Genomic DNA, 25,046 nt, shown 5'->3' with positions numbered 1-25,046 from the left:
CAACTGATCTTAATCTTTTGTTCTTAATTTCTATGTCACATTTTATAACATGCAATGTAAGGAAATTAGAGTTTTTTTCTCTTTTTAGCGTTCAAATACTTGTCAGCTTCCTATTTCTTACTATATAATTGTTCAATATGCAAAACTAGGAGGTATTTTATGAAAAGGAAACACTTTTTACTTTCTTTCTTTGTGATGATGGTAACTCTGCTAACATTCATTAGTGGCACTTCAGCACATGCAGAAGGAAAGAAATATACAATTGGAACGGATTTAACATTCGCCCCTTTTGAATTCCAAGACTCAAAAGGAAAATACATTGGTATTGACGTTGATTTATTAGATGCGATTGCCAAAGATCAAGGTTTTGAAGTGGATTTAAAACCATTAGGCTTCGATAGTGCAGTCCAAGCGATTCAATCTAAACAAATTGATGGCATGATTGCTGGAATGAGTATTACGGATGAGCGAAAAAAATCCTTTGATTTTTCAGATCCATACTTCGATAGCGGTTTACAATTAGCGGTTAAAAAAGGAAACGACAAAATTAAATCATATGATGATTTAAAAGGCAAAACGGTTGCGGCTAAAGTTGGAACTGAAAGTGCCAATTTCCTTGAAAAAAATAAAGAGAAATATGACTACACCATCAAAAATTTTGACGATGCAACGGGTCTTTATAAAGCCTTAGAAAACGGCGAAGCGGATGCAATCGTTGATGATTATCCTGTATTGGGCTACGCAGTGAAAAATGGCCAAAAATTACAATTAGTTGGCGATAAAGAAACAGGCAGTTCTTATGGTTTCGCAGTGAAAAAAGGTCAAAACCCTGAATTAATCAAAAAGTTCAACGCTGGTTTGAAAAATCTTAAAGACAATGGTACTTATGATAAAATTTTAAACAACTACTTAGCGACAGGTGATGAAACAAACACACAAGACGCTGGCGAACAGATGAAAAAAATCACTCCTAAAAAAGAGAAATATGTGATTGCTAGTGATTCTACGTTTGCTCCGTTTGAGTTTCAAAATGCCCAAGGCGATTATGTCGGAATTGATGTAGATTTAGTCAAACGTGCAGCTGAATTGCAAGGTTTTACTGTTGAATTTAAATTTATTGGTTTTAGTTCTGCTGTCCAAGCTGTTGAATCTGGTCAAGCAGATGGGATGGTTGCAGGCATGACGATTACGGATGATCGTAAAAAAGCCTTCGACTTCTCTGTTCCTTACTTTGATAGCGGTATTCAAATTGCGGTCAAAAAAGGCAATGACAAAATTAAATCGTATGATGATTTAAAAGGCAAAAAAGTCGGCGTAAAAATTGGTACTGAAAGTGCTGATTTCTTAGAAAAAAATAAAAAGAAATATGATTACTCAATTAAGTATTTAGACACAACTGATGCATTATACAGTGCATTAGAAATTGGCGAAGTTGATGCCATGATGGATGATTATCCTGTCATTGGCTATGGGGTTGCGCAAAATCAACCACTAGCGACACCAATTCCTCGTGAAAAAGGTGGTTCTTACGGTTTTGCTGTCAAAAAAGGGCAAAATCCTGAACTACTTGAAATGTTTAACGAAGGCTTAAAAGAAATGAAACGTACAGGTGAATACGATAAAATTATCGGCACTTACGTGAAAGATGGCAACGAAGCCAAAGAAGAAACAGCTGACGAATCTACGTTTGTTGGCTTCATGCAAAACAACTGGAAACAATTGTTACACGGTTTATGGATGACGATTCTATTAACGTTGATTTCCTTCGTACTTGCTTTAATTGTCGGCGTTATTTTTGGGCTATTCAGCGTTTCACCAATCAAAGCATTACGTGTACTTTCAACCATTTATGTTGATTTAATTCGCGGAATTCCTTTAATGGTCTTAGCGTTCTTCATCTATTTCGGATTACCTGGTGTGCTTGGCTTTAATATCCCGGTCTTCATTGCTGGGATTATCACATTAACTTTAAATGCCAGTGCCTATATTTCTGAAATTGTGCGCGGCGGAATCAAAGCTGTTCCAGTTGGCCAAATGGAAGCTTCAAGAAGTTTAGGTCTTTCCTATAATCGGACAATGCAAAAAATTATTTTACCACAAGCGATTCGCATTATGATTCCTTCATTCATTAACCAATTTGTTATTTCATTGAAAGATACAACTATCCTTTCAGCAATTGGCTTAATCGAACTACTACAAACAGGAAAAATTATTGTTGCTCGGACATTACAAAGTACAATGGTTTACTTCGTTATTGCGTTAATCTACTTAATTTTAATTACTAGCTTAACTAAATTAGCGAAAAACCTTGAAAAGAAGGTGAACTAATATGACTGAAAAAATCTTAGTTGAACATTTAGTAAAAAAATATGGTGACAACACGGTCTTAAACGACATTAATGTTTCTATTAACGAAGGCGACGTAGTCTGCGTCATCGGTCCTTCTGGTTCTGGTAAAAGTACTTTTTTACGTTGCTTGAATCAATTAGAAGAAGCTTCTAGCGGAGACATTATTATTGATGGTGCGAACTTGACAGATAAAAATACGGACATCAACCAAGTCCGTCAACATATCGGCATGGTTTTCCAACATTTCAATTTGTTTCCACATTTATCTATTTTAGAAAATATTGTTTTAGCACCAACCGATTTAGGTCGCTTATCAAAAGACGAAGCGGAGAAAAAAGCGTTAGAACTTTTAGAACGTGTTGGGTTGGCAGATAAAAAAGATGCCTATCCAGATTCTTTATCTGGTGGTCAAAAACAACGTGTCGCAATTGCACGTGCGTTAGCGATGAATCCTGATATTATGCTTTTCGATGAGCCAACATCAGCTCTTGATCCAGAAATGGTTGGCGATGTTCTTGGTGTAATGAAAGATTTAGCAAAACAAGGAATGACAATGGTCATCGTTACTCACGAAATGGGCTTTGCAAAAGAAGTGGCTAATCGAGTAATGTTCATTGATGGCGGTAACTTCCTAGAAGATGGTTCGCCAGAGCAAGTCTTTGAAAATCCTCAAAACCCTCGAACAAAAGATTTCTTAGATAAAGTATTAAATATTTAAACAAAAGCACTTGGCTAGCGCCCAAGTGCTTTATTTTATGGTTAAATTGTTTCCGTGACAGAGACAGATTGAACGTGCCCTTTTTCTTTCAAGAGATGGTGCAAGTTGGAATGCCAGAAATCTTCTTTGCCTACATAAGAAATCTTTGCTGTCACTGCCTCTTGTTCGGATTCCAAAGTCAATTCTACTAAGCGCTCCCCTTTTTCTAAAGAAGCTTGAAGTTGTTCATGCAGTCGGCTTTCTTTAATCATAGGTTCCTTCATTTTTACGATAAGCTGCAATCGTTTTAAAGGAGTCTTTCGTTTAAAATGGGCCAGAGCTAATACTAGCAAAGTTGCCACGAGATTGATAAATGCAATGGTTAAAAAGCCCATCCCAATGACTAAACCAATAATAGTAACATTCCACATCATTACTGCTGTCGTTAACCCAGAGACTTTCCTTTCTCTAAAAACGATAATCCCCGCACCGAGAAAGCCTACACCACTAATCACTTGGGCGCCATATCGTGTAATATCCATAGAAATAATGGACGCCAAGGCGCTATTTTGTTTCACCACATCGACTAAAATATCCACCGATTGAATCTGTAAAATGGAAATCGTACAAGAGGCCAAACATAAAATGGCATTACTACTGATACCGAAGCCTTTTCTTTTAATACTTCTTTCTAACCCAATCAAAGCTCCAAAAACCACGGCTAGAGCCATCCGAATGACAACGTCGGTGAGAGAAAGTTCAATCATTTTTAAAGAATTCATCGCTTTCTCTCCTTTCTTGCAAGTGACTATTTGACTTATTTTGTATTAACTAATAAACGCAAGCCATTAAAAATGACCACTAAGGTACTTCCTTCATGAATAAGTACGCTAAATGCGATATTCGCAATACCTAAAAAGTTCAAGATAATTAACGTTGCTACCACTAACATTGAAAAAATAATATTTTGCTGCACAACTTTATTCAAGCGTTTTGAGACACGGTGAGCATAGCCTAATTTAGAAAGATCATTTTTCATCACTACCACGTCTGCAACATCGATAGCAATGTCTGTACCATCCCCCATCGCCACTCCAATATCAGCATTCACTAAAGCGGGCGCATCGTTAATGCCATCACCAACCATCCCTGTCATTCCTACTTCGCGTTTTAATTGATCAACAATCGCTGATTTTTCCTCAGGCAAAACATTAGCATAAACTTGGTCCACGCCTACTAAGCGGCCAACTGCTTCACCCGTAAGTTTTGCATCTCCTGTAATCATTGTTGTTTCAATATTTTGTGACTTGAAATAGTGAATGGCGTTCATTGCTTCTTCATTAGGAACATCCATCAATGCCACCAAACCAATCACTTGTTCATTTTCGGCAAAGTACACTACCGTTTTGCCTTCACTCGCTAATTTCGTTGTTTGTTTCTCAATGATTGTTGGCACTTGTTCGAAACTAGATGGTTTACCAATTCTAAAAGTTGTGTCTGCAATGGTCGTTACTAAACCCACCCCGACAATATTTTCTACTTCTAAATTTAAAGCCGTTGTTTCTGCTTCAAAGCGATTAACAATCGCCGTCGCCAATGGATGATTGGATTTTTTCTCCATATTTGTTAAAACAGCTACTAATTCGTCTTGGCGATCTTCTAAGCCATCAACAAAAAGATAATCTGTTACCTCAGGTTTTCCTTTTGTTAGTGTGCCTGTTTTATCAAAAGCGAGTGCTTTCACTTCAGCTAAATTTGATAAGAATGAGCCACCTTTAAACAACACGCCTTGTTTCGCTAAATTGGAAATTCCTGATAAAGTTGCCGGAACGGCACTCGCTGCTAAAGCACAAGGTGAGGCAGCAATTAAGAAGACCAAGCCTCTGTAAAAACTTTCAGCCCAAGTCAATTGGAAAAGTAATGCGCCACCTAAAACAATTAGTGGAAAAACTGCTAAAACTAGTGTGACATATTTCGGTTCAAATCGTTTAATTTTGCTTGCAATTTCTGATTGATTTTCTTGTGATTGGTTCACGAGCTGTACGATTTTTGCAAAAACTGTTTCTGAACTATCTTTCGTTACTTCAACAACAATTGTGCCTGAACCGTTCATGGTACTACCAAAAACTGGGTCCCCACTATTTTTTTCTTTGGGAATACTTTCCCCATTAATAGATGATTCATCCACAGCGGTACTTCCTTCAATCACGACGCCATCTGTCGGGATTTGCGCACCATTGAGGACTTGCACGCGGTCACCAATCTTCAATTGTTCAACTGACACAGTTTGAATTGAGCCGTCATCTGTTATCAGGCGAGCTTCTGTTGGATTTAAATTTAATAGTTTTGTAATTTCACGTTGGCTTTTGCCTTGAGCATAATCTTCAAGGAAATGCGCCGCCGCAAAAATCAAAATCAACAATGCTGATTCTTCAAAACTTCCCATTAATGCTGAACCAACTGCAGCTAAGGTCATTAACAAATGAATATTAGGCGAAAACTTTCGATTGTTTTTCGTATCCCGATACGTATCTCCAAAGCCTTCCCCAATAATATGATAACCAGCTAAAATAGCAGCTAACGAGAAAAGAATATTTTTCACTAAGAGCATGTTCCCTAAAAATAAACCGATAAAGAAAAGAGCCAATCCTGTAAAAAAGAGAATAACTGGAACGTTTTTACCTTTTTCTTCATGTGTGTGTGCACCTGTTTGTTTTGACATTGTTATACGCCTCCTTATTAATGTTTTTCTATTCATATGAATGTATATTCATATTATAAAACACTTGGGTGGTTTTGTAAAGACTTAAACACAAAGACAAGCGATGATTCTATTCGATAGGATCACCGCTTGTCTTTGTCGATTCTTTTTGTTGTTGATATTTTTCTTCTTGAATAGTCAATAATGATTGCGTTAAATTGACCCAATCAATCGAACGAGGTGGATCCAGCCAAACCATAACTTTACTCTGTTCTTCTTGATACAAGTTATTTAAATTGGTAATCACCACATCTGGTAAGGTATCTGATAACGGGTCAATAATTTCTACATTTAAATTCACATAGACGGATAAATTTTTTTTGATGAATTGGTTATACTCTTTTCCATAAGAAAAATCAATTAGGACCTTGGCTGGCTCTGCAATTAAATGAACCGGAACATGATTAATTAGCAACAATAGATAGTTAAAAAACAAACAGTGATTGGCTTTCGCAATTTTTTTATGTTTTGCTGTTAACCAACGAATATATTCAATTAAATAAAAATAAAATTCCGGATATGTTTGCTTAAAAAACTGTAAATCCATTTCAAAATCGTCAAACATATTAATCGGAAAGTAAATAACATTGAAATGAATAATTGCTAACCCTTCTTCTAGAGTATTCCTTGTTGACTCCTCTAAACAATTAAATGCTTTTTCAAAACTTCCAATGAAAACACGAGTTAGGCTTTCAATCGTAGGATCTTCGTGAATGACATATTTTTTCTCTAGTTTGCCATGCAAATACAAGAAAAAAACAATCGTATACGTTAATGATTTTGAGGCCAATGCCCATGCCACTTGCGATTTTTTTATTAGTTCCTCTGAAAATGTATTCAGTGCACGCGTATCGATCCCTTCCACCGCACGTCCTTCGTTGTTAATCATAATAGCTAAATAATGGAAAAAATTGCGTCGCTCATAGGTGGTGAAAGTATAGTTTAACTCAACAGACTGTAATACACGTTTCGCTTCATTATAAACTTTTACCGAATATAGTTCGGAAATTGGTTGATTGGAAAGCGTGAACAATTTATACAAAAAAAATGAAATTGCTTTTTGATTGCCGACAATTTCCCGCTTACTAAAATAGATCTGATACTCCTTTAAGGCTTTTTTTAGCCGCTGTAAGGTACTATACGCCACAGAGGTGCTGACATGATTACATTCAGCAAACTTTGTCAAACTATAATTTCCTCTAAAGTAAGACAACACTAATTTAAAAGAGAGCGATTCTGTTAAGTATTTCGTGAGCAAAAGTTTACTTGAATAGTTTCCATCAATTTCAAGTGTAACATCTACATCAGAAACGACTAAAGTTAAGCTGTCGCTTAACTTTAGATTGTCAATATCTGCTTTTAATTTTTCTAATGTTTTTTTGACTAAAAAATTCGACATTGATAATTCTTCGCGAAGTGCAATAAAAGTACCTGATAGCGTGGGACTTTCTTCTAAATGCCTTAGCAAGGAATAACTTCGTTGATCTTCTTTATTTAAAAAAATTTCATAATTCATCATTTATCAGTTCTTTCTCCCATAAATAGCCGTTCCTACTAATTCCCGTATGAAATTCAAGTAAAAAGTGTTTTGCCCCTCCGTTCCAGCACCGCCTGTGCTATTTGGTACAATGGTGATATGGCTAGCATCAAATAATTCATCCGTGAAAAATACTTGATGCTGACTTTTCTTGGAAGAAGGCCTTTCTTCATTTGTTTTTGGATTATTGGTTGTCACTTCTTTTTTACTAACGTCTTCGCTACTTTCTTCCGCTTGCGTTTCGCTAGTAATAGTACTTTCATTTGTTTCTTCCATTTTTTCTGGTGTGCCAGTATTCTCAATCGGATAAATTTCTTCTGTTGGATTGGTCGGATTATAAATTGGATTCCGTTCTTCTGCTGCTTGCACATTGGTTACTTGAAAAAACGAGAGTAACAATGTACTCCATAATAGTAAATGTTTGTATTTATCCATTTTTCTCACATATATTGCCAAATACTTTAGCTACATAACAAAACAAAAAATATAACTAGTAAAGTGGTATCAGACGATATTTAACAATACTCCTTCTTATTATTTCTTTTTTTGAGTTAGGTTTGTTGAATAAACTGCATGTTTGATAAGTAAAAACAAACAAAAACGTTGCCGATAATCAAATCAAAAATTAACTACTCTTTATATTTCTCTTTCGTTTTTTTCCTGTTTCTTTTTCGCCAAATCAACCAAGCAATGATTAAAATCACTATCAATAATAGTAGTAAGCCAATCATCAAATATAAATTCGAATGATTTTCTTTTAAGGTGACATCTTTTTCATTTAATTCTTTGGCAACTTCACCATTAATTGTAAAGTCTTTTTCAAATTGCCATTGATTTCTAAAAGATATCGATTCATTGTTTATTGATTTTTTAAATGAGCCTGCAGCATCTTTATTCCCAACAACGGTCATAGACAAATGGTAATCTCCTGGCTTAAGTGGTTGCCCTTTTAGCGCAATGGGAACAGAAAAATTGGTATTTGGCGCAATTTGCATGTTTGCTTTTTCCTCTTTATATAAAACTTCTTCATGCCCCTTTTTGGTAATCTCTACCGAAAATGCAACTTGGTTAATATATGTTTTTTGATCATTTTGTAGATTGACTAAAATCACATTTCTAGCATTAATCTGTCCTGGTGAGACTTTTTTCAAAAGTAAATTCGGCTCAACCTTTTTTTTATTTTGTTGCATCAATAATGCAACGACATACGAATATTCATTTTTAATGGATAACCCCTGACTCTTATCGTCTTGACGTTTGCCTTCATCCGACGTTTCTTCTTTAAAAGTGATACCACTAGCTAACACTCCATCAAAGGGTGTATTAGGCATTTTGACGTTAATAGAAACCGTTTGTTCACTTTTCGGTTTTAAACGAACTGAGCTAGGGTATTGAACGTAGTCTTTTATATCAAACGCTAAACTTTGATCTTTTTTCCCCTTATTTTCACCATACTCCACGATTACATTTGAATTGGTAATGGCACTATTGATGGAAATACCTACCTTTACTTCTTTATCTGTATCATTGCGCAAGTTCACTTTCAACTCAGTTTCTTCATTTGGTGCTAGTAATAAATCAAAGTAAGTTTTTTCTTTATCTACTTGTTTTTCTGATGGAATAGGCGTAACCGCGAAATTAAATTCACTGGCAAAACCATTGCTAGGTACTAACGCTAAAAGAATTAGTAGTATCGGAAAAAAAAGAAATCGTTGTTTTTTTCTGTTCAAATTATTTACTCCTTTTCTATATGTAGTGAATAGCAGGTAACCATGTTTCCTGCTATTCTTCTTTTAAAACTCGTTTAATTTCCTGGAGCGTCTGTCAACGTCCATGTTAATTTTGTGGCGTATTTTTCAGCGTATTTGGTTGTAGAACCTGGAACAGTTAACTCAATACTTTTAGCAGCTGTAGTTGCATCTGTTCCCCAATCAAATAAATAAGTTCCTGCACCGTTTCCTTTCGCTGCACTCATTACATCTGATTGACTACCATCTGAATTCAACGTGATTGTGGCTGGGCCTGTTGGTTTGCCTGAATCTGAAGCAGTCACTACATTTCCGTTTTTAAACGTGATAGCTGCCCCAGTCAATTCTTTACCAGAAGTTGATTTAAATTGTCCTTCTTGTTTCACTTTTAATGACCAGCCAGCTTCGGTTCCACGGTTATCTGTTACTTGGACATAGTTAGGCCCTTCTTTGACTTCATCGGTTGCGCCTACCGTCTTGTATTTTTGGGTAGCAGCAAAATAAGTCTGATCCTTCGACGTGATTTTTTGAACACCGAAGTCTAGACTTGACGCATAATCAATTGACAACGGACCGTTTGTTCCTGGATTAGGACCTTCAGGATCTGTTGGGTCAATAGGATCAACTGGATTAGTTGGATCCGTTGGGTCAACCGGATTAGTTGGCTCTTCACTTGGTGTAAATTCTACGATACCATTAGATGTATAACTACCGCCATCTTCTGCAAAGGCTTGAGAAGTCATGCCTAAGCTCCCTAAAATAAATGTGGATAAACATACTGTTGTTACTTTTTTCATTTTCTTTTCTCCATTCTTTTCTTTAATTGCCTGGTACGTCTTCTAACGCCCAAGATAAACGAGCTTTAAATGTTCCAACTCTTTGATAAGCTACAGGAACATTGATTTGAATTCCTTGTTGTTTTGATTCATCAAGTAATGCTGTTAAATCTGTTTCACCTTTCTGATTACTTTCTAAAAGCGTAATTGCCTCATTTGTAATCTGAGAGCTTCCAGCAGTTGAAACGAAAGAAAAAACATCTGGCATTACAATTGAATCATTCGTTAACGGTTGCGTTTGCTTTAGTTGCAAGCGCCAATTATTTGCGTTACGTTCATCCACAACTTTGAGTCCTTCGGTGGGATGCCCAAGTTTAATTAGTGGTTGATTACGTATCTTTTCCGTACCAAAAGTAATCTGTTTTGGTGCCTCTTTAAAATATAGTTCCCCTAAACGATAGTAAAAATAAATATCTTTTGTTTCCTCTGTCATTGTTCCTTCCGCATTGCCTGAGTCTTTTGTAAAAACATAGCCAGAAATATCTAGGGGTTTTTCTTGATAGGGTGCACCAATTTTCCCTGTTACACTTTTAGGTGGAGCAATATCTTTACCTTCCGCGTCTTTATAAAAAACGGTTACTGTTTTTTCTGTTGGTTTAGGAATAGTAATCGTTACATTATTTGACTTTTGCAGTAAGGTTCCTTCTTCATAATAGTCAAAGTTCATAGTTAAAACTTTTTCGGGCGTAGTATCTTGAAGGGTTGTTTTTAATTCAATAATCATGTCCTTCTTTAAAACTAGGTAGTCATTTAAAGTAATTGTTAAGTGATTCCCTGTTTGTGTCAGATCTTTGGCTGCTACCTTTTTACCATCAATCGTTAATGAATTTTCTTCATATGCTAATTCATCAGGTAAGTCAATGCTTACTTGCGGTTGACGATCTTCGATAAAGTCATTGTCAATATTCAACGTATTCCGTAGTCTCACCTGATCATTTTTCACTGCTTCAACAGCTGAGCTAAACTCCTGACCATTCACGCTAAGGGCTGCTTGTGACGTAACGTTGGTAGGAATTTGTGTCATTGCTAAAGCATTCTCTTGGTATTTGCCACCTGTGGATGATGTAAAGCCCCAATAAACCGTTGTTGCGCCAAATTGTGCATTTAAATCTGAAACTACATACGTATTCGTGCCCACACCTTCTAAATCATATGTTAATGCTTTGGCTGCGGCATTCCAATGAACAGTCAACATGCGCCAGGTTCCATTAGATAGATAGGTTGGCGCAACGGTGACGCCTGAATGCTCCCCTGTATAGCTGTTGTTATTAGCTTTCGGAGTGACAAAAGCTAAATGCCCATTTCCCTTATCTTGTGAAATTTCTCGGTCCATTCGGTTGGAACTACCAGTATTTTTATAGGTATCAAACTCAATCGATAAGGCATTTCTAACATAAGGTTGACCAGCTTTCGTGGAGTATGCACCGATTCCCATCCCAGGTGAACCAATGACTTCTTGAGGCGTTGTGGACATTCTAGGATCATTCGTTAAGGTAAAGGTCATACCATCACCAGCATTTGCATACTCGTTTCCTAAATACAAATAACTTTTAAAGGTAAAATCCGACAATAAACTGATTGGTTTTTTTGACCAAATAGCTCCTTTTTGTGATTTAACAGCTGGGTTTAGTTGTAATAACTTCCCACCTTCTAAAATACTTGTTGCATTTCCAATTGGCTCTTGAAACACCTTGTCGATTGGAATGATATTAGGATCATCAGGCAATGAAGTAGCGTATGGCGCAGCCAACATGCGCGGCTGTGGTTCAACTATCGCCGATTCCGTTGCACTGTTATCGTCATCCTTTTGTTGTTCGCTAGGTTCTAAAGTAGCCGTTGATTGGTCTGTTTCTGCTGCATGATTATCGGTTGTTGTTGTCGTTTCTAGGGAAGGTTCTTGCTCTAATGTTTCCGAGTGAGAAGGAGCGCTAGTTGCCTGATCATTGGCCGATTCCTCCACTATTTCCCGATTGACTTTGTTGATATTTGTTGAAGGATTACTAATCGCTTCGCTAGTAATAGGCGCAAGGATTAGTAAGAATAAACTACTTGCCAAAAAGACTAGGCTTTGTTTGTTTCGCATCTCTCTTCACCTCTACTTTTTAAATTCCTGGTACATCCGTCAACGTCCACAATAATTTTGTTTGATATTTCACGGCATCTTTAGGGGTTGACCCTGGTACTGATAGCGCAACATCTTTTGTAACATTAACATTGTGTACCGTATTGGTTTCATCGCGTTCTGCAACCACTTCTACTTTGCCCCAATAAGTAGCCCAAGTTCCTGCACCGGTTCCTTGCTTCGCAGCTGCCACTAGCGATGCGGTCCCTGGAACAAGGGCAATCTTATTTGTTGCCTCTGGTTTCACAACATTTTGCGCATTACTATTAACGGTCGGGTTAGCTAAAGAAATTTGCGCACCTGTCAACTGACTATTTAAAGTAGCCTTTGTTGCTTTAAATTGCTCCTTTTGAGTAACCGTTAAAGACCAACCGCTATTGGTTCCTCTATTATCAGAAATTTGCACAAAATTTGGTGTTTCTTTTTGATTTTCTTGATATTGCTGTGCTCTTGCAAAATATACTTGGTCTTTATTCGAAATACGATTTTTCCCAAAGTCAAAACTTGAAGCATAATCAATAGACAGCGGTCCTTGGGTACCAGGATTGGGACCTTCTGGGTCTGTCGGATCAATTGGTTTGACTGGCTTTTCTGGATCGGGATTTTCTGGATCAACTGGCTCTGTCGGATCTACGTTCGGAATAAATTCTACTAAACCATTCGAACGATACTCTTTTGGCTCTTCTGCCTTCGCTTGTAAGGACCAACCAGCAACTGCAAATGTACTGCATAGAACGATTCCTGTGAATTGTTTTTTCATTGCTTTTCTCCTTTATTTAATTATTAGCGGGAGTATCTTCTAATGCCCAAACTAACTTCGTTGAATATTGTTGTGCAAGCTTTACAGATTTTCCGGGAACGAATAGTTGGACAGCTTCTTTATTTGTTGCTTCATTTGAACCAAAGCGATAAACCCAAGTCCCAACACCTGTTTCTTTTTTAGCGTTCATCGCTAGATTATTATTTACACCAGGTGTTAAGGAAATAGTACTACTAACTTCAGTAGGTTTATATTTTTCATCCACCATTGAGGCAGCTTCTGCCTTTGTAAACGTTAATTGAGCGCCGACTAGTTCCTCTCCAGTAGCTGTTTTAAATTGTTCAGGTTGGGAAAGCGTTAGTTTCCATCCTGCTAACGTTCCTCTTTTATCAGTTACTTGTACATAGGTTGGTTTTTTTGAACCATCTTTCATTTCATCTGGCGCAGCATAATACGTTTGATCTGCCGTAGAAATCTTTTGTGTGCCAAATTTAAATTTTGACCCATAATCAATTGATAAGGCACCACCCGTTCCTGGCCCTGGAGGATCAATTGGGTCTACTGGATCAGTAGGATCGGGATTTTCTGGATCAACAGGCGGTGTGATTTCGTTATCGCCTGCTTCAAAAGTAATTGTGCCTTCCGTATTGTATTCTTTCGGAAAAGTTTCTGCTGCTGATGCGTTTATTGCTTGAAACCCTACGCCTAAAAGTATGGTTGCCGATGTAAGTAAAACAGTTTTTTTCATTAAATAAGCTCCTTCTCTCGTTTCATTTTATTAATTAAATAAATGACTACCCCCAACAAACTAACTCCTATCAAGGAATACAGTGGATTTTCAGACTCGCCTGTTTTAGGTAAAACTGCTTGTCCAGAAGCAGCTAAATTGTTTCTTCCCTGTTCTTCTGATTGTCGGGTATATGCTACGTCATTTGACTCTTTTTCATTCTCATAAAAGTAGGTACCATAGAAGCTCGCTTGACCATTTGATTCATAATTATTTTCTTCAGCCATAACGCTTTTTGTTTGCAACCCAATGATCAACAGCCCTAAACATACCAAACTAAACCTTTTTATGATTTTCATCTGAATTCCTCCTTCCCCATTTTCAACATTGACTGGCCCAGCCAATAAACATTATATAAAAGAAATATTTATTAGATTTTTTTATTTTTTTCAGACGCTTTTAAAAAATAAAATGGTTTTAGCTAAGAAAGCTTTAAAATCAACACTTTTAAAGACAAAAAAATAAACAAAAAAACTTCAAAAAATAATTTTCGAAGTTTTTTTGTTTATTTTTTTATTATTTTTATACTTCAACCGCTTCTAACAAAGCTAAACGTTCAGCAACTTCTGCTTCTGTTAAATTATATTTTTTTACATAACGGTTGGCAGGATGCTGGCTACATTCTAATGAGCAGCCACCTAAATGTTTATGTTCATTTTCTTCTGAAGTTAAGATTTGACGATTACATTCTGGGTTTGCACAGTTAATATAGCGTTCGCAAGGTGTTCCATCAAACCAGTCTTTCCCAATAACTTTTTTATCAACGTGATTAATTTCGACACTGATTCGGTCATCAAAGACATACATTTTGCCGTCCCAAAGTTCGCCACGTGTTTCTGGATTTTTTCCATAGTTGGCGATACCACCATGCAATTGAGCAACATCTTCAAATCCTTCTTTTAATAACCAGCCAGAAAATTTTTCACAGCGAATCCCGCCAGTACAATAGGTAACAATTTTTTTATCCATAAATTGTTCTTTGTTCTCGCGAATCCATTGTGGTAACTCACGGAAGCTACGGATATCTGGGCGCACGGCACCACGGAAATGACCTAAATCATATTCATAATCGTTACGAGCATCGATTACAACAGTGTCTTCGTCTAATAAGGCATCTTTAAATTCTGCAGGTTCCAAATATTTCCCCGTCGTTTCTAATGGATCAACGTCTTCTTCTAAGTTCAACGCCACTAATTCAGAACGTGGGCGAACAAACATTTTGCGGAACGCCATTTCTTCTGCTGGATCAATTTTAAAGAATGTATCCTTAAAGCGCTCATCTGCTTGCATTGCTTCCATGTACTTTTCTGTTTCTTCGACAGTACCAGATAACGTTCCGTTAATCCCTTCTGTCGCTACTAAAATACGGCCTTTTAAATTTAATGATTTGCAAAAAGCTAGATGCTCTTTCGCAAAAGCTTCTGGATCTTCAATTGTTGTATATTTGTAATAAAGTAATACTTGGTATTTCATCTTGTTTTCCCCTTTTGTATAAAGTCATTCTATCCCATTATACGGTGAATAAAAAAGGGAAAGCGATTATTTTGCTTGTGTATTTACACACAATAAAAAAAGCCTGATAAACGGCGGGAACAGAACCAACACTACGCGTTGCTCCGATCTCAACAACTTCTAAGGTGTTTTCTCGACATGCGTCTCGTCACAGTACAGCCTTCAAAAGAGCTACAGCTCTAAGAGTTGCGATGTTTCACTGTGAAGCATGAACAGATGAAATCATCGTACCTACTTGGTGAAGGTCCTTCGGAAATAAGCCGAAATTGTTGAGAATCACGAAGAACGTAGTGATTCGATGATGAACAATACCTACTTGGTCTCCAAAAATTAAAGAGCAATTTTCGGAAATTTCTTCTTATTTCTCGGAGCTAAACGGTTCTGTCCCGACCGCTTCTATATACTACTCCTTTTCAGAAGTCGCGGCGAGTTGTTCTTGCAATTCACCTAAAAGTTCAATTTGAATATTTTGGATTTTCACCAAATTTTCTAGTTGATTATTGATAATATAATCCATTTTCTCATGTAATAAATTAATTTCTACTTCTGCTTTTAAGTTAATTTTATAATCATTATTCGCTTGTTCTCTGTCACGGGCTTCTTGTCTGTTTTGACTCATCATAATAATCGGTGCTTGGATAGCTGCTAAACAAGATAAGGCGAGATTTAGCAAAATATAAGGATATTTGTCAAATGGTTGTCCCAATAAAGTGGTAGAGTTAATCACGATCCAAGCAATCAACACGAAGCAAAAGAAGCCAATAAACACCCAGCTACCGCCAAATTTAGCAATGGTATCCGCTGCTCGTTGGCCAAAGGTTAATTTCTTTTCCATCTTTTCATTCATATTATTGGAAATCAGCTTATCTTCTTTGATATGTTGAACCACCAATTCATTCAGTTGTTGGATTTTTTCAGAATCATTTGCGACCAATTGTTTCATGTAATCCAAACGATAATTAAGTAACTCCGCCAATGTAATCATCGATTCAGCTGTCAATTGTGGATTGTTTTGGAGAATAAAAGCTTGCGTTTCCTGTTCTATATCTTGAAGATAAATGTTTTTTTTCGTTGATTCACCAATAACAACTTGTTTATTTTTTGATTGCTTCATCTTCGTCACTCCCTTTGATCGTTCTTCCCTTTATTTTAATATAAAGTCTCTCAGAAGAAACCTAAAAAGGCTTTGGAGTGATCGTTGTTGCTTCTGCTTTAAAATTTAACAGTTAAATTGGTTACATCATGGAACAACGAACCAATTAATTCTTTGTATTTCGCTGGATTCACACAATTAGTTAGCAATATGACCCCGGTTTTCATATCTTTTGAAAATAAAACCAGGGCTTGTTGACCCGCTTCAACGCCGTGTAAGCGTAAATAATTATCATGAACATAGATGCCGCCATGATAAGAACTTTGCTGAGAAGACGTCCATAATTTTTGCAAAAGTGCGGTGGAAACTAAGTGTCCACTCATTAATTGATGTAAGTACCAATACAAATCACCTGTCGTCATATCCACATTCCCAGTCCCAAATTCATGGGCAAAACTAGCTGCGGGAATTGAGAGCACTTGATTATACGAATTGTCTTCTGTCCATTTATAACTTGTTGAATTATTGGGTTGTTCCAATAAGGTTTCATAGAAGCCAAAATTCTTTAAACCAGCCGTTTTGTGATAAAGATTATTAAATAATTCTTGATAGGTACGTTGATACATTTTCTCTAACATTCCTGCTAAAAGGACAAAATTTACTGGGGAATAATTGTATTTTCCTTTATTGACTTGAATGGTATTTTGTTTAACAAATTGAATAATTTCTTCATCGGTAACGATATTATTAGGCATTGCTGATAACTTTAAACCGCTTGTCATATTCAACATATCGCTAATCGTAATATCCTCAGCACCTTGAATTTGCGGATAAAACGTAGCGAGTTTTGTATCTAATGTAAGTTTACCTTCTTCAATCGCTTTTAAGATCAAGGTTGTGGTAAAAGATTTTTGAATTGAGCCAATCTGAAACCTTGTGTTTGGCGTGTTGGCTTGTTGCTTTTCAAAATTGGCAAAGCCATATCCTTTATTTACTAAAACCTGATCATCTTTAATGATCAAAGCCGAACCAATATAATTTGTTTCTTGAATTTTTTGATCAAGTTCGCCACTATCTGGTGCAACTATTTCTTTCGTTAAATTCGCATAATTATCACTTCGGCGATCTTCTTCCAAGACCACTTTCGATTCTTGACTAACTTGTGAATCTCTAGTGAAAAAGAACGTTTTTATTAAATAACCACTACCACCAATCACCACCAACAAACATACTATAAAAAGCCAATTCACTCCTCCATGTCTTTTCTTTGCATGTCGTTTACGCATACTGCTTACCTCCGCCTATTCTATTAACAGCATTATCATACGCTATATTTTCATGAAAATTACAGATTTTAGTAAAATTTATAAAACTTTCAACTTTTATAAAAAACAGCTTGGCACCGGAATCTAGAATGATTCTGGTGCCAAGCTGTTTTTTATTTACTTTCTTGCCCCATCACAGCAAAGTAATTATCATCGTTATCTGCAAAATTAAAAACTAAGCCTGTTGGCAATTGAACCATTTCACCGACAGTAACGCCAGCCTCTTGCATTTTTTTATAGAGACCAATGATATCATCGCTAGCAAACATTAGAGAAGGGGTATTCCCCGCCACTTCTGGTGAATGTTTTTGAATAAAGGCCAAATCATATAAAACAATAATCGTCTCTGCCGATTCACTTGGTGCAATTTCTACCACCAATGTACCGTCAACTTCCTCTCTTTCCTTTTCAACAAAGCCAAACGTTTGCCAAAATTGACTAGATTCCTCAACATTATTCACATATAACATAATCTTTACTTGGTTTGAAAACATTCCTTCACGTCCTTTTGAATTTAGTTAACAACTTATTATATACGTTCTTTTAAATAATTACTGCACTTTCGCTTAAAATCCAAAAAAAGTGTTTGAGCAAGACATTGCTCAAACACTTTTCGTTTTATTGATTTAGATATTTGCATCTAAGACAACATCGCGATCATTTAAGACATCACGATCTAATTCATGAATACGAGCACTTGTTAACACACCTGCAACCATACTATCGTTAACGTTAACAGCTGTCCGCGCCATGTCAATAAGTGGTTCAACTGAAATTACTAAACCAACAATTGCAACTGGCAAGTTCATTGCGCCTAAAACGATCAGAGAAGCAAAGGTTGCTCCGCCGCCGACACCGGCTACGCCAAATGAACTGATTGTGACAACTGCTACTAACATTAAAATAAATTGTAAACTAAAGACATCAATTCCAACAGTTGGTGCAACGATGGTTGCTAACATAGCTGGATAAACGCCGGCACAACCATTTTGTCCAATAGATAAACCGAAACTACCAGCAAAGTTTGCTGTGGCATCATCGACACCTAATGCTTTGGTTTGTGTTTCAATATTTAATGGTAAAGCTCCTGCACTTGAACGAGAAGTAAAAGCAAAGCTCAAGACTGGAAAAACTTTTTTTAGATAAGTAACTGGATTGACTTTTAAAGTAATTAAAATCAACATGTGAATGGCAAAAACAATAATTAAAGCCACATACGATGCCAACACAAATTTACCTAAGTTAATAATCGCAACAAAATCACTTGTTGCTACAACATTAATCATTAACGCTAACACGCCATAAGGGGTCAAGCGTAAAACTAAGGTAACAATTCGCATGGTAATTTTATATAAACTATCAATTAAATTTGCAAAAAATTCAGCTTCTTTTGGCGCTTTACGACGAACGCCTAAATAAGCGACACCAACAAACGCAGCAAAGATTACCACCCCAATGGTACTCATTGGTCGTGTTCCCGCAAAGTCAGCAAAGACATTTTTAGGAATGAATGAAACGATTTGTTGGGGAATCGTCAAATCTTGAATCGCATCTTGACGCGTCGCTAACTCGGCAATTCTTGACGTTTCTGCAGCACCTTGCGTGAATTTTGCCCCTTGAAGACCAAACACTAAGGTTGTTCCAATCCCCACCAAGGCAGCTACTGCTGTTGTTCCTAGTAAGGTGGCTAACACATTAAAGCTAATTTTTCCTAATTTATTGGATTCTTTCATTTTTGTAAATGCACCTACAATAGATACAAATACTAACGGAATTACGAGCATTTGTAGAAACGCTACATAACCATTACCTACAATCCCGATCCATTCCATTGATTGCGTAGTAATTTTACTGTCTGTACCAAAAGCAAATTGAATAATTGCACCTAAAACAATCCCCACGCCCAATGCTGAAAAGACACGTGTTGAGAATTTTAAATGTTTCTTTTGCATTTGGTAGAAACCGAATAACACAGCAATAAATGCAAGGATCACTAATACAGTGATGAATGTTGTCATTTTAGTTCCTCCCTATGTTTTTAATGACAAGTACATCAAAGGAAGTAAAGGTTCCCGGTACTCACTCTCCAGTAAATACCCTGAAAACAGCAAACTGTTTCCAGTGATAGTTCTATTGTACCTTATTTTATAGCAAATAGTGGGATAATTTGCTTACTTTTTGATAGAAAATAACCGTTGCGATAGTTTAAAACTATCACCAAGCGTTGTTTTACTAGTCACTGTAAAAATAATTTGTTTTTTGTCCTCTTTCTTTTAAGCTGACGTGGTATACTTAGTTCTAGGAGGTGTAAGCGTATGCAAAAAATTTGTTGGATCCTTTCTGTCAACCGTGATGGAGCAATGTTGTATGTTGGGAGCCCTGCAAATGGAGGTCCTTGGCTCTTTTCAAATAAAGAGCAGCAAAACATCAAAGCCTTTTTTCAACCAACCTATGAAATTGACTTTATCAGTTATGATGTTCTTTCAGAGGAAGTACCAGAAGCTGCGTTCATTTTGTACAATGAAATGCTCGCTCCCTATCTTCCCGAAAAAATCACCAAAGTTGGTCAGCCGATTGCTTATGTGGATATCGCTACAAAAAATTATGAACAGTTTAAAAAAGCTTTGGTTGCTAAATCTTCACAAGAATAAAAACAGCGTTTGTAACGGAATCCGTTATAAACGCTGTTTTTAAAGTTTAAGCTTCTTCTGATTGTTGAAAATTCAATTGAACACCTGGACGATCCAGAGCAATTTCAGTTACTTCATAAGATAAACGTTCGACGATGCTAAATAAAGGACGCACAAGTTCATCGACTTCTTCTTGCGAAATATCTTCTTGTTTTTCAATTTTACGATCAATAATGTGATTAATTTGGCTAATCGCCCCTGATAAAACAAATTCGTCAAAGACAATTCGAAATTCTAAGCGAGCAACAAGTGCTGAGCTATTTTCTGGATAATTTTCTTCTTCTACTTCAATTGGTGAAAAACTGACACGTAAATCTGTCTCTACTTCTGAATCAGGTACTCGCATATCATAGTGATACGCTTCAACAATTTCTTGTTGGCGTTTAATTTCCATTGTTTTTTCTCTCCTTTTTTAACAAGATATTCCCCTTTTAGAATATCCAATGGTTTCTTTTCTCAAGTATACCACAAGTCCGAAAGTTGCCTAGACCAAAAAATACAGAAGGTCAGACTTTTTTGATAAATTGATTTCGGCAGTTTGAACAAGTGACTTTGATTGTTCCTCGTCCTTTCGGCGCACGTAATGACTGCTGACATTTTGGACATTTAAAATAACGATACTCTTTCTGAGTCATGTGTCGCTTGCGAAAAGCATGAACCTTTTGCATTAGGCGTTGTTTTCGAAGAATAAACCGTTGATTTTCATTCAATCGCGGGTGAATATGTTTTGAAAAAAAGCGATAATACACGTAGGCGACTGTGATTAAAATCAATAATCGAACCCAAAGATAGCCAGTAAAAATATTGATGAGCGCCAGCACGACACTTGTTAGCAACAGCGTTCGATTCAATTCATCGAACCGGGCATAACGTCCTTGTAAAAATCGTTGCGCTTTTTTGCGCCAACGTAGAATGCGTTCAAACCAAATTTGGCCCATTTATCTTCCTTCTTTCGAGCATTATTTTTTGAATAAATGATTGATTTGCAGAAACTTTCAATCAAAATTTACACTTACTAAGTCCAAATTTTGAACAACTGTTGGTTATTTTCGATGGTATACTTCTAGAGAAGTCAGGTCAACCGATGAATGACTTCGTTGATAATAGCTACCGCTATTTTATACAAACTTAAACTGTCGATAGATAGATTATCCGATTTTAACTTAGGGGAAGGTTAAAATCCGATTCTATAATTTAGCACTACACTCCTTATTTAGTAGCAACTTTAGCCTATCTATCCACATTTTAAGTCAAAAAGAAGCAAGTCCGGACTTGCTTCTTTTTATTTATCTTTCTAATTCTTCAATTTTCTTCTCAATTAACGCCAAGACATATTGACACGCTTCAGGATCTTCGACAAAATCATATTTATCGCCATCAATTTGAATTTTAGGACTTTCATCATAGTCTTCATACCATTGATCATAACGCTCGTTCAACATTTGATAGTAATCATACAACGTTGGATCTGTCTCAATTTGTTCATAAGGACGGCCACGTTTTTTGATGCGTTCCAACATTTTGGGAAATGAAATACGAATGTGAACTAACAAATCAGGTCTTTTTTTATGCGCAGCATAAGGCAATTCTTGGAGCATGTTTTGTAATAAGTCATCGTACACTTTGACCTCTGTTTCGTTGGCACGACCTAAATCTGCATTTAAATGAAAAAGTAATGAATCTTCATAAATCGAGCGATCCAATACATTATTTTCATGCGTTAATGCTTGTTTAATACTATCAAAACGTTTATTTAAAAAATAAATTTGTAATAAAAATGCGTACTTTTCCGGTTCCGCATAAAATAAAGGTAATACCTCATTATCATCAACTGATTCGTAAAAGGCTTCTGAACCTAAACGGTTTGCAATTAAAGCTGTTAAACTAGATTTACCAGCGCCAATCGTACCTGCTAAAACAATCACTGCCATCGAACTCCCTACCTATTTTTTTCCATTTTATTTTTTATCTTCAACCAATTAAACATACCAAAAATTGAGTTAAAAGTATACATACAATACATAACAAATATCGCATAATCACCACCAGCGTGCGTCCCTGCTCGGAACCATAACAAAATTGAAAAAATATTTCCTAGTAGCCAAAACACGAATTGCGATTGATAACGTTTAATCATCAATAACATCCCTGTCGCTGAAACACTAAACGTGATTGCATCTAATGTTTGTTGCGCATCATTTACAAAACCTAACAAAATATATGCAGCTACGCCAATGAGCAGCCACGTGAAAAAGGCATACAACCACTGAATACCTTTTAAAACTTTTACTTCGGTTACTTGACCCGAGCCATCTTCGCTAGCCCGAAGCCAAGCATAAAGCCCTGTAATGTCCATAATAATATAGAAGCTTTGTAAAAGAACTTCCGCATATACCCGTGTCACTAACCCAAAATAGCCAATAATCACTGCACTGATTAACCCAAAAATGTAATTGCTGACTTTTCCTTGGGCAATTAAATTCACACAAATGATGCCGGCTAAACCACCTACTAACGTAATCCAATTCGATGGATTGATAGCAAATGCAATCAACTGTACCCCCACCATCAAAGCTAAAAACAAGTAACTTCTCGTTTCCCAACCTTTAAAATCATTCACCAAAAAATTCTTATTCACAACAAATTTCCGACCTTCCTAAAACCAAACTTTTCTCTGTTGACGTCTCAATAAGAGTACTCCGTTTTAAAAAACAAGTCAATCAGATTTCGGAATAAAAAGAAGATTTTAATACTATATATTGATTCGAAAAATATCGAAACACTACATATAGTTATTACGCAAGCTTTCTGATATCCTTTATTGCCACAATATTTTCTTCATCTTGTTTTAATCTTCTATGTATTCATGGATTTGTTTCCATCTAATAATTCCTGCAGCAGAACCCTTTACGACGGTAGCGCTCCAAATTAATGTTGTGAAAGCGGAAGCAACCACACATATTCATGCTTCAAACACAGCCATCGTTCACTCTTTTTATTGATATGCTTAAAAATTGACGGCCTTATTTCTCGAATCTGGCCACTTATTAACTTATTACATGAAAACATTCGCCTAAAAAAGCAAAAAAAAAACGACTAACCTAAATAATCGACCTACAAACAATTCCTTTCATTTGTAGGTCGATTATCTTTATTAGGTTTGATACGGATGTTTCGCCATTCCTAGTTTCCCTTTACTGATCATCTCTATTTATTTTTTTACTGTTTGCCAACAGCTCGTTGTCTGAAAGTACTATCCGTCCTTTTGTACTTTGTTCAAAGCTGTAAGCTTGCTCAAATAACGTTTGCTCTTTATTGGCAGTTTGTGTAAAAGTCAGCCCATAAGGTTGTCCTTCACTGTTTTTCGCCAAAGGAACAGTCAATTCAGGATATCCTGCCACAGCACTTAAACCCGTACCTTCAGAATCAATAAAGGCATATCCGTCTAATTGTTGTTTTTTTAGCAACGCATCAAACGTTTGCTGTGCTTTTTTAATGGTTGTTTGAATGATTTCTTTATCTGGTTGTTTCTTTTTAACATCTGCTTCTAATAAATCTTGCCCATACTTGGCACGAACCTTTTTATCTTGTTGATTATACGCAATTAGTTCCTCCAGTGTTTTAAATGGTAAGTCATAACGTTTCGCAAATTCTTCCAATGCAAACTTAAATTCATTGGAAATAACTTTCCCGCCATCAATCCCTTCCATGTCTGGTGTTACCGGAATCACTTCTGCTCCAGCTTTTTGGAGGGCCTTTTTAGCAGCCGTAAATTCTTCTTCAGCACTTGGCATTTCTAGCAACCCAATGCGTTGACCTTGTAAGTTATTTTTAGTAAATTTCTTTGAATCAATGCTCGGAACCGTGTCTTTCTTAAACGCATTATAGCCTTGCGCAGCATCAACGACACTTCGGGCAATCGGGCCAACTGTATCTAATGACGGTGCCAATGGCAAAACACCTTCGCCACTTACTGAACTGTGGGTCGGTTTAAAACCAACCACTGATTGATGAGAAGCGGGGGAAACAATCGATCCCATCGTCTCAGTGCCTAAAGAGAAGGCGCCGATATTCATCGTCACACTAGCCCCACTCCCAGAACTTGAACCTGAAGGTGTTATTTTGAGCGGCCCATAAGGATTAAGTGTTTGTCCATGCTTGGAACTATAGCCACTTGGTGCTTTCATTGACATATAATTCGCTAGTTCAGATAAGTTTACTTTTCCTAAAATCAAAGCTTGCGCCTCTGTTAACTTCTTAACTACTTCCGCATCTTCCTTAGGCTTGAACGTGCGTAAGGCATAAGCTCCTGCACTCGAAATCATGTTGGTCGTATTTATATTTTCTTTCAAAGTCACAGGAATACCATACAAAGGCTTCTTCGGTGTTTGAGAGGCTTGCTGGTCAAATGCCTTGGCTTCCTTAATTGCTTGCGGATTGATTTCAGAGATGCTGTTCATGCCATTATCTATTTGATCGAACTGTAAAATACGGTCCAAATAAAACGCCGTAAGTTCTTCATAGGTCAATGCTCCGTCGGCAATCGCTTGCTGTAATTCAGTGATATTTTTTTCAATAATCAACGGTGCTTTGGTACGAGCTTTTTGTACATCTGTTTCTTTTAATTGGTCTTCAATCGTTTTAACGATTCTCTCTTGATTGTACATTGCTGGGGTTTCTGCCTCAGGAGTGAACTTTTTGAGTATAAACCAATAAGCTGCAGCGCCTATTATGACTAACAAAACAGCAATTATTCCGATTACTTTTAAAAATTTAGACATTTTTATCCTCCTATACCATTTAAAGATTATCTTACTATGTTTATTTTT

General features: G+C 36.6%; 23 protein-coding genes. 3 read left to right on the top strand and 20 right to left on the bottom strand.

All coding sequences use genetic code 11. The annotated features are described in order from the left end of the window. Positions 1-159 precede the first annotated feature (159 nt). Positions 160-2,328, top strand: a complete 2,169-nt coding sequence (locus tag IGJ20_RS02730) for an amino acid ABC transporter substrate-binding protein/permease (RefSeq protein ID WP_002355617.1) — start codon at positions 160-162, stop codon at positions 2,326-2,328. A gap of 1 nt (position 2,329) precedes the next feature. Then, the gene (locus IGJ20_RS02725) at positions 2,330-3,067 is read left to right on the top strand and encodes an amino acid ABC transporter ATP-binding protein (RefSeq protein ID WP_002355616.1); all 738 of its coding nucleotides are present in this window, start codon (positions 2,330-2,332) and stop codon (positions 3,065-3,067) included. Between the two features lie 41 nt (positions 3,068-3,108). Here IGJ20_RS02725 and IGJ20_RS02720 read toward each other — a convergent pair whose 3' ends face one another. The 15 genes from IGJ20_RS02720 to IGJ20_RS02650 all read right to left on the bottom strand — a co-directional run bounded on the left by IGJ20_RS02720 (position 3,109) and on the right by IGJ20_RS02650 (position 19,545). Further along, positions 3,109-3,828 (bottom strand): MgtC/SapB family protein, encoded by a 720-nt coding sequence (locus IGJ20_RS02720; RefSeq protein WP_002361276.1) that lies wholly within the window; start codon positions 3,826-3,828, stop codon positions 3,109-3,111. A 35-nt stretch (positions 3,829-3,863) separates the two neighbouring features. Next, positions 3,864-5,768 (bottom strand): heavy metal translocating P-type ATPase, encoded by a 1,905-nt coding sequence (locus IGJ20_RS02715; RefSeq protein ID WP_202522342.1) that lies wholly within the window; start codon positions 5,766-5,768, stop codon positions 3,864-3,866. Between the two features lie 109 nt (positions 5,769-5,877). Then, positions 5,878-7,326, bottom strand: a complete 1,449-nt coding sequence (locus IGJ20_RS02710; RefSeq protein ID WP_002358731.1) for a helix-turn-helix domain-containing protein — start codon at positions 7,324-7,326, stop codon at positions 5,878-5,880. A gap of 3 nt (positions 7,327-7,329) precedes the next feature. Then, positions 7,330-7,779, bottom strand: coding sequence for a hypothetical protein (locus IGJ20_RS02705; protein WP_002381257.1), 450 nt, complete (start codon positions 7,777-7,779; stop codon positions 7,330-7,332). 194 nt (positions 7,780-7,973) lie between these two features. After that, positions 7,974-9,074: a DUF916 and DUF3324 domain-containing protein gene (locus tag IGJ20_RS02700; RefSeq protein ID WP_202522341.1), complete on the bottom strand. Its 1,101-nt coding sequence runs from the start codon at positions 9,072-9,074 to the stop codon at positions 7,974-7,976. A gap of 74 nt (positions 9,075-9,148) precedes the next feature. Next, entirely contained in the window at positions 9,149-9,889 is a 741-nt protein-coding gene (locus IGJ20_RS02695; RefSeq protein WP_002355609.1) for a WxL domain-containing protein, read from the bottom strand. Positions 9,890-9,911: 22 nt separating this feature from the next. After that, on the bottom strand, positions 9,912-12,011 hold the full coding sequence (locus IGJ20_RS02690; RefSeq protein WP_202522340.1) for a lectin-like domain-containing protein: 2,100 nt from the start codon (positions 12,009-12,011) through the stop codon (positions 9,912-9,914). 19 nt (positions 12,012-12,030) lie between these two features. After that, on the bottom strand, positions 12,031-12,810 hold the full coding sequence (locus IGJ20_RS02685) for a WxL domain-containing protein (RefSeq protein WP_002355607.1): 780 nt from the start codon (positions 12,808-12,810) through the stop codon (positions 12,031-12,033). 16 nt (positions 12,811-12,826) lie between these two features. Continuing rightward, positions 12,827-13,558: a WxL domain-containing protein gene (locus IGJ20_RS02680; protein WP_002361269.1), complete on the bottom strand. Its 732-nt coding sequence runs from the start codon at positions 13,556-13,558 to the stop codon at positions 12,827-12,829. Continuing rightward, complete coding sequence (locus IGJ20_RS02675; protein WP_202522339.1) at positions 13,558-13,941, bottom strand: LPXTG cell wall anchor domain-containing protein; 384 nt, start codon at positions 13,939-13,941, stop codon at positions 13,558-13,560. Before IGJ20_RS02675 ends, IGJ20_RS02680 begins: the two co-directional genes overlap by 1 nt. 178 nt (positions 13,942-14,119) lie before the next feature. Then, complete coding sequence (locus tag IGJ20_RS02670) at positions 14,120-15,070, bottom strand: rhodanese-related sulfurtransferase (protein ID WP_002378042.1); 951 nt, start codon at positions 15,068-15,070, stop codon at positions 14,120-14,122. A 442-nt stretch (positions 15,071-15,512) separates the two neighbouring features. Further along, positions 15,513-16,223 (bottom strand): DUF1003 domain-containing protein, encoded by a 711-nt coding sequence (locus tag IGJ20_RS02665; RefSeq protein WP_002355601.1) that lies wholly within the window; start codon positions 16,221-16,223, stop codon positions 15,513-15,515. A gap of 98 nt (positions 16,224-16,321) precedes the next feature. Next, on the bottom strand, positions 16,322-17,488 hold the full coding sequence (locus IGJ20_RS02660) for a serine hydrolase domain-containing protein (RefSeq protein ID WP_002355600.1): 1,167 nt from the start codon (positions 17,486-17,488) through the stop codon (positions 16,322-16,324). 152 nt (positions 17,489-17,640) lie between these two features. Beyond that, a complete protein-coding gene (locus IGJ20_RS02655) occupies positions 17,641-18,021 on the bottom strand; it encodes a VOC family protein (protein ID WP_002363195.1) in 381 nt (126 codons plus the stop codon). Positions 18,022-18,153: 132 nt separating this feature from the next. Continuing rightward, the gene (locus tag IGJ20_RS02650; protein WP_202522338.1) at positions 18,154-19,545 is read right to left on the bottom strand and encodes an L-cystine transporter; all 1,392 of its coding nucleotides are present in this window, start codon (positions 19,543-19,545) and stop codon (positions 18,154-18,156) included. A 297-nt stretch (positions 19,546-19,842) separates the two neighbouring features. On the opposite strand from IGJ20_RS02650, the gene IGJ20_RS02645 reads away from it, so the two are divergent. Continuing rightward, positions 19,843-20,178: a hypothetical protein gene (locus IGJ20_RS02645; protein ID WP_002355597.1), complete on the top strand. Its 336-nt coding sequence runs from the start codon at positions 19,843-19,845 to the stop codon at positions 20,176-20,178. A gap of 46 nt (positions 20,179-20,224) precedes the next feature. Here the strand turns inward: IGJ20_RS02645 and IGJ20_RS02640 are convergent, their stop codons facing one another. The 5 genes from IGJ20_RS02640 to IGJ20_RS02620 all read right to left on the bottom strand — a co-directional run bounded on the left by IGJ20_RS02640 (position 20,225) and on the right by IGJ20_RS02620 (position 24,998). Next, positions 20,225-20,611, bottom strand: coding sequence for a DUF1149 family protein (locus IGJ20_RS02640; RefSeq protein WP_002358717.1), 387 nt, complete (start codon positions 20,609-20,611; stop codon positions 20,225-20,227). A 112-nt stretch (positions 20,612-20,723) separates the two neighbouring features. After that, positions 20,724-21,155 carry a hypothetical protein gene (locus IGJ20_RS02635; protein ID WP_202522337.1) on the bottom strand — a complete coding sequence of 144 codons (432 nt, stop codon included), beginning with the start codon at positions 21,153-21,155 and terminating at the stop codon, positions 20,724-20,726. Positions 21,156-21,503: 348 nt separating this feature from the next. Further along, positions 21,504-22,148 (bottom strand): deoxynucleoside kinase, encoded by a 645-nt coding sequence (locus IGJ20_RS02630; protein WP_002355594.1) that lies wholly within the window; start codon positions 22,146-22,148, stop codon positions 21,504-21,506. An 8-nt stretch (positions 22,149-22,156) separates the two neighbouring features. Next, entirely contained in the window at positions 22,157-22,855 is a 699-nt protein-coding gene (pnuC, locus tag IGJ20_RS02625) for a nicotinamide riboside transporter PnuC (protein ID WP_002355593.1), read from the bottom strand. 556 nt (positions 22,856-23,411) lie between these two features. After that, a complete protein-coding gene (locus tag IGJ20_RS02620; protein WP_202522336.1) occupies positions 23,412-24,998 on the bottom strand; it encodes an amidase family protein in 1,587 nt (528 codons plus the stop codon). Between the last annotated feature and the right edge of the window lie 48 nt (positions 24,999-25,046).

Origin of the sequence: Enterococcus sp. DIV0294 (assembly GCF_050558155.1) — a bacterium.
GTDB lineage: Bacteria > Bacillota > Bacilli > Lactobacillales > Enterococcaceae > Enterococcus > Enterococcus faecalis.
This window is presented reverse-complemented; position numbering and strand designations above follow the sequence as displayed.